This is a genomic window from Tolypothrix campylonemoides VB511288_2, from assembly GCF_045999855.1.
GTDB lineage: Bacteria > Cyanobacteriota > Cyanobacteriia > Cyanobacteriales > Nostocaceae > Scytonema > Scytonema bouteillei_A.
Genome location: NZ_JBFPMW010000007.1, coordinates 309,349 through 322,997, shown reverse-complemented (window position 1 = coordinate 322,997; position 13,649 = coordinate 309,349). Strand labels below are relative to the sequence as shown.

The 13,649-nt window shown below is 42.4% G+C and carries 14 protein-coding genes; 8 read left to right on the top strand and 6 right to left on the bottom strand.

All coding sequences use genetic code 11. The features are described 5' to 3' along the window. Positions 1 to 59 precede the first annotated feature (59 nt). Together AB0756_RS22645 and AB0756_RS22640 are read left to right on the top strand one after the other, a co-directional pair. A complete protein-coding gene (locus AB0756_RS22645; protein WP_038083296.1) occupies positions 60 to 956 on the top strand; it encodes an ABC transporter permease in 897 nt (298 codons plus the stop codon). 97 nt (positions 957 to 1,053) lie between these two features. Next, on the top strand, positions 1,054 to 1,416 hold the full coding sequence (locus tag AB0756_RS22640; protein WP_038083294.1) for a hypothetical protein: 363 nt from the start codon (positions 1,054 to 1,056) through the stop codon (positions 1,414 to 1,416). A gap of 100 nt (positions 1,417 to 1,516) precedes the next feature. On the opposite strand, the gene AB0756_RS22635 is transcribed toward AB0756_RS22640, so the two are convergent. Further along, positions 1,517 to 1,954 carry a peroxiredoxin gene (locus AB0756_RS22635; protein ID WP_038083291.1) on the bottom strand — a complete coding sequence of 146 codons (438 nt, stop codon included), beginning with the start codon at positions 1,952 to 1,954 and terminating at the stop codon, positions 1,517 to 1,519. Between the two features lie 244 nt (positions 1,955 to 2,198). Here AB0756_RS22635 and AB0756_RS22630 point away from each other — a divergent pair, with 244 nt between their 5' ends. From AB0756_RS22630 to AB0756_RS22620, 3 genes are all read left to right on the top strand, one after another. Further along, on the top strand, positions 2,199 to 2,603 hold the full coding sequence (locus AB0756_RS22630) for an Npun_F0494 family protein (protein WP_050046866.1): 405 nt from the start codon (positions 2,199 to 2,201) through the stop codon (positions 2,601 to 2,603). A gap of 201 nt (positions 2,604 to 2,804) precedes the next feature. Further along, on the top strand, positions 2,805 to 4,283 hold the full coding sequence (cobQ, locus tag AB0756_RS22625; protein WP_038083288.1) for a cobyric acid synthase CobQ: 1,479 nt from the start codon (positions 2,805 to 2,807) through the stop codon (positions 4,281 to 4,283). A 10-nt stretch (positions 4,284 to 4,293) separates the two neighbouring features. Then, entirely contained in the window at positions 4,294 to 4,533 is a 240-nt protein-coding gene (locus AB0756_RS22620) for a 2Fe-2S iron-sulfur cluster-binding protein (protein WP_038083285.1), read from the top strand. 369 nt (positions 4,534 to 4,902) lie between these two features. On the opposite strand, the gene AB0756_RS22615 is transcribed toward AB0756_RS22620, so the two are convergent. From AB0756_RS22615 to AB0756_RS22600, 4 genes are all read right to left on the bottom strand, one after another. Then, positions 4,903 to 5,346 (bottom strand): SRPBCC family protein, encoded by a 444-nt coding sequence (locus AB0756_RS22615; RefSeq protein ID WP_038083282.1) that lies wholly within the window; start codon positions 5,344 to 5,346, stop codon positions 4,903 to 4,905. Between the two features lie 28 nt (positions 5,347 to 5,374). Further along, a complete protein-coding gene (gene zds / locus AB0756_RS22610; RefSeq protein ID WP_038083278.1) occupies positions 5,375 to 6,814 on the bottom strand; it encodes a 9,9'-di-cis-zeta-carotene desaturase in 1,440 nt (479 codons plus the stop codon). Between the two features lie 126 nt (positions 6,815 to 6,940). Further along, the gene (locus AB0756_RS22605; protein WP_038083275.1) at positions 6,941 to 7,114 is read right to left on the bottom strand and encodes a ribbon-helix-helix protein, CopG family; all 174 of its coding nucleotides are present in this window, start codon (positions 7,112 to 7,114) and stop codon (positions 6,941 to 6,943) included. 1,897 nt (positions 7,115 to 9,011) lie between these two features. Continuing rightward, positions 9,012 to 10,694 (bottom strand): DUF6930 domain-containing protein, encoded by a 1,683-nt coding sequence (locus AB0756_RS22600; protein WP_038083272.1) that lies wholly within the window; start codon positions 10,692 to 10,694, stop codon positions 9,012 to 9,014. A gap of 379 nt (positions 10,695 to 11,073) precedes the next feature. Between AB0756_RS22600 and AB0756_RS22595 the strand changes: the two genes are divergently transcribed. The 3 genes from AB0756_RS22595 (at position 11,074) to AB0756_RS22585 (ending at position 12,213) form a co-directional block, all read left to right on the top strand. Next, positions 11,074 to 11,430: a HesB/IscA family protein gene (locus AB0756_RS22595; RefSeq protein ID WP_038083268.1), complete on the top strand. Its 357-nt coding sequence runs from the start codon at positions 11,074 to 11,076 to the stop codon at positions 11,428 to 11,430. A 31-nt stretch (positions 11,431 to 11,461) separates the two neighbouring features. Beyond that, positions 11,462 to 11,884, top strand: coding sequence for a tetratricopeptide repeat protein (locus tag AB0756_RS22590; RefSeq protein WP_038083265.1), 423 nt, complete (start codon positions 11,462 to 11,464; stop codon positions 11,882 to 11,884). 86 nt (positions 11,885 to 11,970) lie between these two features. Next, positions 11,971 to 12,213: a hypothetical protein gene (locus AB0756_RS22585; protein WP_038083263.1), complete on the top strand. Its 243-nt coding sequence runs from the start codon at positions 11,971 to 11,973 to the stop codon at positions 12,211 to 12,213. 348 nt (positions 12,214 to 12,561) lie between these two features. On the opposite strand, the gene thyD is transcribed toward AB0756_RS22585, so the two are convergent. Then, positions 12,562 to 13,482 carry a thylakoid membrane protein ThyD gene (gene thyD / locus AB0756_RS22580; RefSeq protein ID WP_038092147.1) on the bottom strand — a complete coding sequence of 307 codons (921 nt, stop codon included), beginning with the start codon at positions 13,480 to 13,482 and terminating at the stop codon, positions 12,562 to 12,564. Positions 13,483 to 13,649: the final 167 nt, after the last annotated feature.

Sequence of the window (13,649 nt, the reverse complement as noted above, 5' to 3'; positions counted from 1 at the left end):
ATGGCTAATAGTTAATTTTCTATTAGCAATTAGCAATTAGCAATTAGCAAGCAATTATTATGAGTGGCACTGTCTTACCTCCAAAATCGGATATCAACTGGCAACAAGTCGTATCACCTCAAAGTTATGCCGATGCGTCTCCCAATGTGTTCAATGAATTTGTTCAAGAAACTTTAGCTTTAACTCGTCGCCTGTTTATTCAACTGACTCGGCGTCCCTCAACCTTAATTGCAGGAATTATTCAGCCAGTGATGTGGTTGGTATTGTTTGGCGCGTTATTTCAAAATGCACCAAAAGGGATTTTTGGCAATACAACAAATTACGGTCAATTTTTAAGTGCTGGGGTTATTGTTTTTACAGCATTTGCTGGAGCTCTCAATGCCGGTTTACCCGTGATGTTCGACCGAGAATTTGGTTTTTTGAATCGGTTGTTAGTTGCACCTCTAGCCTCTCGGTTTTCCATCGTTTTAGCTTCAGCAATTTTTATCATCAGCCAAAGCTTGATACAAGCAGCTGTAATTGTCACAGCTGCGGCTTTTCTTGGTGCGGGCGTCCCCGATCTTGCAGGGTTGGGAATTATCACCTTAATTGTCTTCTTGCTTGCACTCGGTGTCACTGCTATCAGCTTGGGCTTGGCTTTTGCCTTACCCGGACACATTGAACTGATTGCAGTTATTTTTGTTAGCAACTTACCGTTGTTGTTTGCCAGTACCGCCTTGGCTCCTTTATCATTTATGCCGGGTTGGTTACAAGTTGTCGCTGCTCTCAATCCCCTCAGCTATGCGATTGAACCAATTCGCTATCTATACGTCCATCAAGATTGGGGCTTAAACAGTGTAGTCATGCATGCTTTCTGGGGTGATGTTACCTTTGGAAGTGCATTACTTGTATTGTTTGGCTTTGCTATTGTCGCACTATTGAGTATTCAACCTCGATTGCGACAAACTCTGGCATAAGATAAAAAGTATGAAGGGTAAAGGATAAAGGATAAATAACTCATCCGTACTTGATTCTTTATCTTTCATACTTCATCCTTCATACTCGACACTTTTTATGAAAACTCTGTCTTTACCAATAAAAGGGCTGATTGCTATAGCTGTTGCAGGCATGAGCTTTACTACCATCCTAGGGCAACAGTTTACCCTAGCGGATACGGGAAGAAGTATTTTGCAAGATCTCGATCCACAACGAGGTAACGATCCGTTGGGACCTCGTTCCGATGAAGTTGATAATTTGGGTCTTTTCGATCTCATTCATCGATTTAATCAAGGCAGTACTGTTTGGGATTCAAAACAACAAGACCAACAACTCAATGATGCTACTGCGGAATTCAGGAAAAAGCAGCAATACCTGCTGCAGCAACAAGGAGCACAACAACAAAACAAACCAGTCCTTCCAGTGACCAACCAGCAGTGATTGGCGATCGCCAGCCAAGTCCAAAAAACCAAAATATTGCCAACAGAACCTGTAGAGACGCGCCGTAGCGCGTCTTTACTTTATATTTTTCTGGAAACAGTTACAAACCCAATGCAGTCAAAACATCGCTGGCATGGGTGGATGTATTTACACTAGAATCAACGTGAATGATTTTACCGTTACCATCAATCACGTAGGTAACGCGTTTGGCATAACCACCACCATCGACATCATAAGCATTCACGAGAGTTTTTTGGGTATCAGCAAGTAGTGGGAAATTCAGATTGTATTTTTGGGTAAATGCCTGATGGGAAGCCTCATCATCCACACTAACTCCCAAAACTACTACGTCTTTGCCCTGATACTCGGTGCTGGCATCCCTAAAACTACAAGCTTGCTTGGTGCAACCTGGGGTGTCATCTTTGGGATAGAAATATAAAACCACTGTTTTGCCCTTGAAATCAGACAATGAAACGGTGTTACCGTTTGTGTCTTTAACGGAAAAGTTCGGTGCATCGCTACCAACTGCTAAAGGCATAGTGTGAGTGTTGCTCCTAAATACAGAGGTTATTTTTCTTAGCAGGGGTCATTGTAACAAATTTTATGTACTTCTTTTAAGGTAATAGTTTGAACTGTTGGTAGGAAATGACCTTGCAGAACTCCCCAACAGAGCCTTTGTAGTAAAATAAAATATGAGTATCTCCTAAACTAGTCCTCTAGTGCTGCTTGTGTTGCGGCCATTAGATATCTCTCAGTAAAGAAAATAGATCGAGAGAGCAAGAATGTCTGTTACCAATTCCCCAAGCCCTAAAATCTTTACCTACCCTCGTAAAACCATAGAACGAGCAGAGAGAGCGCTAGTGTGTTCTCCATTTCAGCTTAATTTGTTTGAAACAATGCTCTCTCGCAGTGTAGCACTCAGTGAGATAACTGGTAGTACAGGTGTCCAAAAGGGCTTTACAAAACGGTTGGCGTCAGAATTGTCCGCAGATAACGATCTGGTCTGGCTGATTCAAGTGGGTGTATTGCGCCGAGAAGTAGATGGTCAGGGAATTACAGATAGCTTCCGCCTGACTCCTTTGGGTCGTCAGTTAGTAAAACAATGCCATCAGACACCTTGGAGAGCTCCCTCATGGAGCGATCGCCTTTATGATACTGCAATTCGTTGGTTGAAATTACCCTTGTAATACAGTATGCAGTTAACTGGTTATTGTTAATTGTTGGGAGTAAAGGGGAACAATAAATACGGAAGCTGTAACTTCTTTCATGAAGTCTTTACCATTGCTACCCGATTATGTTGGTGTTTAGTCAATAGTCAGAGTCAGTTGACTATTGACCATTGACTATTGACCATTGACTACTAACCATTTATGATGGAACGTTGACTTATGAAAGCTATTATGGTATTGGGAACGACATCCCACGCAGGAAAATCGTTGTTAACTGCAGCTATTTGTCGTATGTTGTCACGCCGTGGTTGGCGAGTGGCTCCCTTTAAAGGTCAAAACATGGCGCTAAATGCATATGTGACCCCCAACGGTGGCGAAATTGGTTATGCTCAGGCAGTGCAAGCATGGGCTGCAGGAGTTGTACCTTGGGTAGAAATGAACCCCATCTTATTAAAGCCCCAAGGAGATATGACTTCTCAAGTCATCATCAAGGGTAAGTATGTGGGTAGAGTGAATGCTTCAGATTACTACGAACAATATTTTGATGTCGGTTGGCGGGCTATTGAAGAATCTTTACAGCACTTAAGTACGGAATTTGATTTACTTGTATGCGAAGGTGCGGGAAGCCCAGCAGAAATCAATCTCAAACATCGAGATTTAACTAATATGCGGGTGGCAAAACACTTAAACGCATCTGCTTTATTAGTTGTAGACATTGACAGAGGGGGCGCTTTTGCCCATATTGTGGGAACTCTGGAATTATTGGAACCAGATGAACGCCAATTAATTAAGGGTATAGTCATTAACAAGTTCCGAGGGCAGCGATCGCTTCTCGAACCAGGGATAAAGTGGTTGGAAGAACGGACTGGTATTCCTGTTGTGGGAGTGATTCCTTATTTAGAACATATATATCCTGCCGAAGATTCCCTCGATTTGCTAGACAGGAGAGTAGTAAAATCGAACACAGAACTCAATGTCAGTGTCATCCGCTTGCCAAGAATTTCTAACTTTACAGATTTCGATCCTCTAGAATCAGAACCTACAGTTACAGTCAAATACTTAAGTCCCAAGCAAGATTTGGGACATCCCGATGCAGTCATTATCCCTGGTACAAAAACCACAATTCCCGACTTGTTAATACTGCAAAAAAGCGGAATGGCAGAAGCAATTCAGCACTACGCCGCCGCCGGGGGTACAGTTTTGGGTATCTGTGGGGGGTATCAAATCCTGGGTCAAATGATAGCAGATCCAGAAGGGATAGAAGGACAAGCCGGTAGATACCAAGGATTGAATTTACTACCCATCAAAACTGTCATTACAGGACAAAAAATCGCCCGCCAGCGACAAGTGACATCAAACTATCCGCAAATGGGCTTACCCGTTGTCGGATTTGAAATTCATCAAGGGCGATCGCGTACAGAAACTCAAGGAGTAGACCCTCAAGCATACCATCCCCTGTTTGATGATGCTAATTTAGGGTTAGTAGATAGTTGTCTGTCGGTTTGGGGAACTTATCTCCACGGTATATTTGATAACGGTCCTTGGCGACGCGCTTGGTTAAATCGCCTGCGCCAACAAAGGGGGTTAAAATCTTTACCGACTGGTGTTGCCAATTATCGGGAACAAAGAGAAGGCATTTTAGATTCCCTTGCTATAGAAGTTGAACGCCATTTAGACCTAACAGCATTTTTATCTTAGGGTAGTTGCTATGACTGTTCGCGTCCATTTTTTACCTGATAATGTCGCCATTGATGCTGAAGTCGGAGAACCTCTGCTTGATGTTGCAGATCGAGCAGGTGTATTTATTCCTACAGGTTGTCTGATGGGTTCATGTTTTGCTTGCGCGATCGATATAGAAGATGGAGATACTATCCGCGCTTGTATTAGTTCAGTTCCTCCGGATCGCGAACAGTTGACCATTAATTTATTTAGCGATCCGACTTGGTAATTGCTAATAGCTAATGGCTAATAGCTAATGGCTAATAGCTATTAGCTAATGGCTAATGGCTAATAGCTAATAGCTAATAGAAGACTGGCTAATAGCTAATGGAAGACTGGCTAATAGCTAATGGTTGATGAGTCATTGTAACTAGCTACAAACAAAGTCCACCTGTGTGGACTTTAGAAAATACTTTTATGTTCGCGTTATCCCAAACATAAAATTATAGAAATATCATCTGCGTTCGTATTCAATCGAGTTCCGCAATAGTGTAAATGGTTGACAATAATTTGTTTGGCAATCCAAGAGAGTAAAAGCTAATAGCCATCTGCTAACGCTTCATAAACTATTAGCCATTAGCCAGTCTTCCATTAGCCATCAAGAAGATTTCTCCTTAATTGCATACTCTCTAAAGCGTTCCATATTCGCTTGAAGAGTTGATTCTACAGCTCGCCCTAAAAATAAATTGTCCATGATTTTCCCAAGAATACCGGGGATAGCATAGGCAACAGAAAGTTTAACAATACTGCTCCCGCGGCGATCGTAAAAACGCACTGCTCCCCGATTTGGTAACCCATCCACAGATTCCCATTGAATGATTTGGTTTGGAACAACTTTGAGAATTCGAGATTTCCAAGTAAACTCCAAACCACCAGTATTCAATGTCCACAAAGATATATCTGGATTCTCCGGCGGAACCTTAACAGATTCAATCCACTTCATCCAGCGAGGCATCTGTTCCAAATCGGCCCAGAGACCCCATACTAAATCAATAGGAGCCTCTACTTCTACTTGTACGCTGTGTTCTAACCAATCTGCCATTATTTGTTTGCGCCCTTCTCTTTGCGGTTTATTTCTTCACAGTCTCCAAGATCGCTTTTGCTGCACGCTTGCCTGAAAGTGTAGCACCTTCCATACTATCGATATAATCTTGCTGCGTATAACTCCCTGCAAGAAAGAAGTTGGGAATTGGTGTCTTTTGTCCCGGACGATAAATATCCATTCCCGGTGCTTCCCGGTAGAGAGACTGTGCGAGTTTGACCACGTTATACCAGGTCATGTTTAACTCTCGCGAGGAGGGAAACAACTCGTGTACTTGCTTGAGAACGTGGGCTGCGATCGCTTCATTACTTTGTTTAATAAAAGGATCTCCTGGTGTTAGCACAAGCTGTAACAAAGATCCTTGTCCTTCCCGATAATAATCAGCCGGACTAGTCAAAGCCAAATCGGCAAAACAAGAAAAATCAGCATCTGCAGTATAGAGTAGATTGTCAATTCCTGCTGCTTGCTTTAACTGTTTGCGTTTATCTGCATCATTTAATTCTGTAACCCAGCCATCAAACCGCAGTTGAACGGTTGCTACTGGCACGGCATCCAATTTGTATATATTATCGAATTCAGACCACTTGCGCCACGCTTCAGGCAACACTCGCTGAATTCCTGGAACATCACAAGCAGCAACGTAAGCATCAGCAGTTATTAATTCTTCTGTATCACCATTTGCTACGACTAAACCAGTGACACGAGTCTGTTCTCCTTCCCCAGAAAATTTAATTTCTCGCACTTGACGGCGTGTATAAATCTTCGTCCCCCTAGCTTCAATGTATTCCACAATCGGTTTGTGTAAGTACTCATAGGGAGAACCTTCCAGCATCTGTAGTTTCGACGCTTCTGTCCTGACAGCAAACAACTGAAAAATAGTCAGCATACAACGAGCAGAAATATTTTCGCAGTCAATAAAGCCAAGGGCGTAGGCAATTGGATTCCACATCCGCTTGATACTACCCTCGCTACCGCCGTGACGTCGGAACCAATCGGCAAAGCTGACTTTATCCAAGTCGCGAATGTTTTGCATTGCACCGTTAAAGTCAACCAAACCCCTGACGATCGGGCTAGTTCCCAAAGCCACAGCATTTTGCAACTTATCCAAGATTGAAAGTTGGGAAGTTGTAAAAAACGCCTTTAATCCGTTAACAGGCGCACCCATAAAAAAGCGAAAATCTAGCTCTCCTGTCTTTCCCCCCTTATTGATGAAAGTATGGGTGTGAACTTTTGGACGCAAGTTATTTTGCGCTCCCACTTTTTTCATCAATTCCAACAGTTGGTAGTAGTTGCCAAAAAAGACGTGCAATCCCATTTCAATATGATTGCCATTGCCATCCACCCAACTACTAACCTTTCCTCCAACAAACGGACGGGACTCAAAAATCTGGATTTCACAGCCAGCATCAGCTAGATCTACAGCGGTTGCTAGTCCAGCAAGTCCCGCACCTATGATTGCAACACGCATTCCGTTTTTCCTTCTCAGTTTCTTTACAAATTGTAACTGGGTTGGTGTCGGAATTTGCGCCTCGTACCAACGGGTGTTAACAGTTGATTGTTAAGCTTTGAGCATTAACTGTTAACAAGCTTTGTCTTAGTTGTTAGTGACGTCCTTGGAATCATCGTTAACTGGTAAGGCTCGGATAAGTTCGCGGATCACGTCAGTGGCTGGTCTACCAGTCTGACGGCAATACTTTTCCAGTTTTTCTGCCTCCTGAGTTGCTAAATTGACAGTGATACGTTTTACAGCCCATTTTTTATTTGTCATTTTATTGTTGTATTTGCTGGTTATTAACATCATCTAAGGGAACAAACTAGAGATGAAAAGGATAACTTATCAGAGTTTTTGTCAGGAAACAAGTAATTTGGTAAAGACTAAAAACTTTGTTTGGTTTTGTGAATGTATCTTTCATTTTTCGATAGAGTATAGAGAGTACAACAACCGAATGTACTAACAAAGTGTGAAAATAAAGTACACCTGCTGCCAATTGAATCAAGTTAGCAACAGGCTGTCTTTGCTTCATAAAGAAATTGTATAAATTTGATGACAAAATCTTCTATCAAGCAAGAGACAAATTTTAGTATTGTGAGGCTTAGTACGTTGTTAGAATTAGCTAACAGCAATCAGCCGAGCACCTTGTAAAAAAAAAGATATGCCATCAACCCGGAGCATGGCATTTACAGGCTGGTTTATGGTGGAGCCAACAAGAACGTTTGTGGCTCGTGAGATTCTTACTGCATCTCCCGTTCATTGAAAATCGATAGCAACACACCAGACAATTACTTTCTTTGTTGCACGGTCAGATATTCATAACCACTCTTAGTCAATATTCGATCGGCACATTGTATTGAAAAATACAGATATTCATGAAAAATTTCAGCGTAGCTTCTTCTGTTAGAAGGTTTCTTACTTATCCATAATAGATATCACAGACTTCCATAATTAGGTACGAATTAAAGTGTCTAATTACCACATTGTATATCCTTTTATTAAAGATTTTAAGTCTTTACTTACTCTTTACAATTTTTGTTAAAAAAATTAAACCTTCTTTAATTTACGGTAGTTTATGAATTTTTGATAGACTCGAAACAAGGATTAAAAAACTTTTTTACTTATCTTTATGAATCTAAGTTACATGTTATTCAATTAGAATTTCTCCTGTTGCTAGAACCAAACTTGACTTAACATTAAGAAACCTAGTTTTTTAGCTCTAGTAAGAACGAAATTGCAGCTACACCAGCGAACTCAGCAATGCATTTCATTGCAATTAGTGAACAAATTCCCTTGATGAAAGGAACACATTGAGAGACCTCTAAATCAACGCTACTTACTACAAGTCGAAAAAACTACAATGGTGCAGCAAGCTTCTCTGAAAAAGCTACAGTGTGCCCAATACTGCAAGATCTCTCGAAAATTGTCGCGAGAGACAAGCAACTTTGTGCGGGGGAGGAAAAAACGGCAAAACCCGATAAGTATTGACAGTGTACCTACCAGTCAGAAAGATTTGTCAGATAAAGGTTTGAGTGTCAGTTTTACCCCACCTTAGACCTCAAGCGTGAAAGGGGAGGGAACTGAATATCAAACCTCTCCCCAAACCTCTCTCCAATGTATTGGGAGGATTCAAGGGGTAAATCTAACTTGTACGTACCGCAATCTCTCAGAACACGGGATGATGCCAAAATCATCAGGGTGAAGCAGGAATTCAGCTTTAGAGTTCAGCTAGACCAGTAACGAGAAATGTTTGGCCTTCTTGGGTCAGCTGTGAAGCATTTCATGTTCTCACGTTGGTTGAAGGGGAGGGTTTGACTGAGTTTTTCCAAAAACTTAGAATATGCAAATTATGGCGCGACAGTTTAACTTTGGGTAAGTCTAAAGTAACGAAGGAGCAACTCCAAAACAATCGGGGCTTGAAGCCCTTCTCCCATAAGGAGAGAGGTTTGGGGTGTAATACAGTGAAGTCTGTTATGACTTCATCGAACTTACGATATTGAGAGAATCAGTCTTATAGAAACTCACCCAGCTTCTAAAAGAAACCGGGTTTGTGTTCGTTCAAATATAAAGGGTTTCGCTGACTGCAACACAAATAATTGTCTTGTGGAATGGACGAAATGTCGCATCAGGAAGGATAACAAATTTCATTTTTCATCTTTTATTCTTCCTTCAGTTACTCAAATTGCAGTTGAGGCATGAGTTGTAAAGTTCCAATGCCTATATCTTTAGGTGAAAGGAATCTCGCTTCAAACAAAGCCATCATATCCCGTGGCTGAGGATTACCACGAGAAGAGCCGGTTAATCCTTTAGCAATCACCAAACCGCAGTATCCCTTAGTATTTTTACATCGCTGATTCCACTTTTGTCGGTCTTCTATATGTACGGGGTCATCATCCTCAAACTCACCAAACAAAATCAATTCGTCATTTTCAGTTTGTAACAAACCCAAATCGTAATCTTGCTCGTCAAAAGGATCTGCACCAGGATTAAAACCGATCCCCTTTAAACCACCTGCTTGTTCTATGTTCTCAATTAGGGTCTTTGCCTTAGGACGGGATGTTTGAATTAATATGACAGGTAATCCATCACCTACTTGTGTCATTTCACCAATCTTATGGTAGTTCGATCCCTTCCGCAAGTCATCCAAAGTTTCCCAAGACACAACACTTAAACTGATGAATGAATCTTCTGGTATCACATCATCTCGTAATGACTGAAACAGAGACATTTCTTCATCGTCTTCATCGTCTTCATCGTCTTCATAACTATCATAATCATCGTCATCATCAAAACTGAAACCCGCTATTTCCTCTAACTCTTCTGCTAACTGTGGCATGGTAGAGACAACAACAGGAATTGACTTTCCTGGGTCATTATTTGATGACTCAGGAAGAGTAATGCGGTAGCGACGACTGAGGGTGGGGAAAGTGTCATCACTTAGTTGGCGACGGTAGTCCCGAATAAAACGGTATAAGCTTTCTAACGCTACGAAGACCACGAGTGCTTCTTCATCATATAAAACCGATCTCAACCCTTCTAATGGATGAATATTACCGAAGGTGGGTTCTATGTCTGAAAGTGACAAATCTGCTAAATCGAAAAACTCATCATCTTCATCATCTATTTCATCGGTACTCTCAAAAGTGAGAAACAGACAATCCTGCTTGAGAAAAGCTTCTTCTAAACGCCCCTGTAATTCATCATCTCTTAAAACTGTGGCTCGAAACTGTTTTAACGATTCTTCAGAGCGATATAGTAAAATTCCGTATTCCATACCCAGCATACCCATAACGCTGGCATAAAGAGTTCCGACATCCCACCGATCGATCTCAATTGATAAAATTTGCTGTTCTTCTAAAAATTCCCAAGGGGCTGCTTGCCAAATGGCAAATGCTTTTTCTCGCAGCACTTGTACGTACTGTGGGGGTAAGTCAGGAACTTGGCTATCCAAAATTTCAGCAAACCCACGAAATAATTCGTCAATTAACGGCAATTCTGGTGAATATTCTATTGCTATGTCTAAATCTTGGAGGACTCCGCGCAGGTAGAATTGAATTTCTCTGTCTCTAACCACAATTCTTTGGGGACGAGCAGGTTTCGCCGGACTGTGAGGATGCTCCATTGCTCGCATCAAGGTACGAACAACTGCTTCCGGACCGGTTTCTGGTGCTACTACATCCATACCCCGGACAATACCCTGCGTGCCGTCCACCCACAAAATGCACTCACCCTTGACCTCGGTTTCCAGGCTTTGGCTTGGCGGTGATAACAACGGACGGCGATCGCCCTCCCATACAGAAGGAATTTGAGTTAATTTCTTCAGCCGACGACTGGTAGAGCGATTAAAACTTGTCATAGAGTCATTTCATCAAAAAAATAATAAAGAAATCAATTTTTGGGTTATACAAATACCCAGAGCCAAAAGCCCTGGCTATTTGTGAAGAGCGATAAACTGGGTACAGCTTGCGCTTTGCGAGCGCGGATAACAACCGTTACAAAGCATAAATTTCAAAAATATTGAATTTTTACATACCGAATCTCTCAATTCTAGAATAAAAATCTTGGCCTGCTTTTAACGGAGTATTTATAATTTGCCAACTCGGGGCACTAATGTCGCTACAATAGAAGCAAAAAAGGCGTGAGAAACTCACATTGGCGGCAGGATGTAGGTTTAATTCTCTCACTCTGCTGCGGTATGGTTAAGCTTAAACGAGGTAAGGAGTATAAACAAACATATGACACAAGCCATTCAACCTCAACAAAAGGGAATTCAAATTAGCGATGCCGCACTGCAACAGGTAAAATTCTTGCGAGATAGGCAAGGTACAGACCTCTGCTTGCGGGTCGGAGTTCGTCAAGGTGGTTGTTCTGGAATGTCTTACTTAATGGATTTTGAAGACCCCAGCAAAATTACCCCCCACGATGAAGTTTATGATTATGACGGCTTCAAAATTGTATGCGATCGCAAGAGCTTATTATATCTCTATGGTTTAATACTAGATTATAGCGATGCCATGATTGGTGGTGGCTTTCAGTTTTCCAACCCCAATGCTAACCAAACCTGTGGTTGTGGTAAATCGTTTGGTGTGTAACCACCTGACCTATGACCCGTGACTCAGACAAATGACTCAAACAGTTGAAACCCTCTTTGATACAGGATTAGAACGTTATAAAGCTGGAGAATCAGCAGAGACTTTAATTCCTGTATTTAAAGAAATTTGCGATCGCGCCCCTAAAAACAGCGCTGCTTGGACGTGCTTGGCATGGCTGTATCTGTTAAACGACAAAGCAAACGCAGCATTCAAAGCCGCTCAAAAAGCTGTCAAGTTGAATCCCCAAGACCCTCAAGCAAGGGTCAATCTTGCTGTTGCAATGTTAGAAACAGGTCAAAAAGGTTTGCGCGAGCACGTTGACTTTGCACACCAGCTGATCTTTGTAAATCCTGACTGGCAAGAAGAAATCAAAAGCAGCATAGAAGATGGCTTAAACAGAAAACCAGATTGGCAAAGTTTGAAAAAAGTTAAAGGTTGGTTGTTTCCTGAGTAGTGGTTAGTGGTTAGTGGTTGGTTGTTGGTAATTGTAAACTACTAACAAATAACAACTAACCGCTAACTATCATTTCCCAATTTCTTATGAAAGATAAATTCATAAACTGGCTCAACTTTATCCTAGTTGCGGACGTATTTCTGGTCTTGTTTGGCTTTGCATGGTTAGCAGTAGCAGCAATCGGCCAAGCAAGCGGAGTCGCACTTGGCTTAGATTTATGGTACAAGCTGTGGCAACCCGTATTTAATCCAGCTATTGGCATCCTAATGGCAGGCGCTCTTGTCAGTGGAATTACCAGTTGGGTGTCTAGGAAATTTCAGAAGAGCTAATGGAAGACTGGCTAATGGCTAATAGCTAATAGCTAATGGCTAATGGTGAGTTCTGTCCTGTAGGCGGTGAGTCCAGTGCTGTAGGCGGGTTTCCCGCGCCCTGGCAACTGGTGAGTCCAGCCCTGATAGCGAAGCGTGGCGCGAATGCGCCATAGGCGGGTCTCCCGCGCCCTGGGGACTGGCGAACCCGTATAGCCCTGCGGGCATAGCTTCGCAACGCGTAGCGTCTGTGCTCCTGAGATAGGGCGTATAGCCCTGCGGGCATAGCTTCGCATCGCGAAGCGTCTGTGCTCCTGAGATACAAGGGAGGGCAATTAGCAATTAGCCATTAGCAATTAGCCATTAGCCCTATTTCAAAATTTGCGCTAGTGCCGGTTCAACCGAGGGGTATTTGTACTGAAAGCCAATGCTTTGAGTGCGTTTGGGAAGCACTTGCTGACCTTCCAGAACAACTATCGCTCCTTCTCCTAAAAGGGCTTCTATTGCAAAGGAAGGTACGGGTAACCAAGAGGGACGATTCATAACTTGTCCCATAGTTTTGCTGAGTTCTGTCATGCGGACTGGAGAAGGAGCTGTTGCATTATAGACTCCTTGCATATCAGTTCTGGTTAAAGCCTGTAAAATCAAGTTAACAACATCATCTACATGAATCCACGAAAACCACTGCTGACCGTTGCCAATAGGACCGCCCGCATAGAGTTTAAATGGAGTAATCATTTTACCTAAGGCACCACCAGTACCCAAAACAATGCCCAAGCGTAAAACAACCAATCGCACGCCAGCTTCGGTGACTTTTTGAGCTTCTGCTTCCCAAGCTTGACAGACTTGGGCAAGAAAATCATTACCTGGTGGGCTAGTTTCATCAAAAGTAGCTGTTTCACTTGTGCCATAATAACCAATCGCTGAGGCGTTAACCAGCACATTTGGTTTAGGATTGCTGCTAGCTATAGCTTCTACGATTTTTTGCGTTCCAAGCTTGCGACTGTTTAAAATTTCCTGCTTGCGTTCTGAAGTCCAACGCCCCTCACCAATAGGTTCTCCTGCAAGATTAACAACTCCGTCACAACTCGCAATGGCGCTTTGCCAAGAACCAGATGCGGTGGGTGTGTAGGTCACAACCTTAACATTTGGAAAAGCTGTAGATGGAAAAACTTTTTGGGCAAAGGAAGCGCTACGGGTTAAAATAACCACTTCCATGCCCTCTTTCTGGAGCCGTTCTACCAAACGACTACCCACAAATCCTGTTGCTCCAGCGATCGCTACTTTCATCATTATTAACTGCGAGTCTTCACCAGACCCCTATTTTACTAGCAATTAGCAATGACTCCCGAACTCTCCGCTATATTACCTAAAAGGGTAGCACCCACCCTACTGTTCCCTATTCTCTGTTTCCTCTAAATAGCAGTTCGCTTTTTAATTAAACTGTAATAACTTGC

Coding starts and splice junctions, on each gene's coding strand:
- AB0756_RS22595 (WP_038083268.1), top strand. CDS start 11,074: ATGACACAAGCCATTCAACCTCAACAAAAGGGAATTCAAATTAGCGAT.
- AB0756_RS22645 (WP_038083296.1), top strand. CDS start 60: ATGAGTGGCACTGTCTTACCTCCAAAATCGGATATCAACTGGCAACAA.
- AB0756_RS22630 (WP_050046866.1), top strand. CDS start 2,199: ATGTCTGTTACCAATTCCCCAAGCCCTAAAATCTTTACCTACCCTCGT.
- AB0756_RS22620 (WP_038083285.1), top strand. CDS start 4,294: ATGACTGTTCGCGTCCATTTTTTACCTGATAATGTCGCCATTGATGCT.
- thyD (WP_038092147.1), bottom strand. CDS start 13,482: ATGAAAGTAGCGATCGCTGGAGCAACAGGATTTGTGGGTAGTCGTTTG.
- cobQ (WP_038083288.1), top strand. CDS start 2,805: ATGAAAGCTATTATGGTATTGGGAACGACATCCCACGCAGGAAAATCG.
- AB0756_RS22585 (WP_038083263.1), top strand. CDS start 11,971: ATGAAAGATAAATTCATAAACTGGCTCAACTTTATCCTAGTTGCGGAC.
- AB0756_RS22640 (WP_038083294.1), top strand. CDS start 1,054: ATGAAAACTCTGTCTTTACCAATAAAAGGGCTGATTGCTATAGCTGTT.
- AB0756_RS22615 (WP_038083282.1), bottom strand. CDS start 5,346: ATGGCAGATTGGTTAGAACACAGCGTACAAGTAGAAGTAGAGGCTCCT.
- AB0756_RS22605 (WP_038083275.1), bottom strand. CDS start 7,114: ATGACAAATAAAAAATGGGCTGTAAAACGTATCACTGTCAATTTAGCA.
- AB0756_RS22635 (WP_038083291.1), bottom strand. CDS start 1,954: ATGCCTTTAGCAGTTGGTAGCGATGCACCGAACTTTTCCGTTAAAGAC.
- AB0756_RS22590 (WP_038083265.1), top strand. CDS start 11,462: ATGACTCAAACAGTTGAAACCCTCTTTGATACAGGATTAGAACGTTAT.
- zds (WP_038083278.1), bottom strand. CDS start 6,814: ATGCGTGTTGCAATCATAGGTGCGGGACTTGCTGGACTAGCAACCGCT.
- AB0756_RS22600 (WP_038083272.1), bottom strand. CDS start 10,694: ATGACAAGTTTTAATCGCTCTACCAGTCGTCGGCTGAAGAAATTAACT.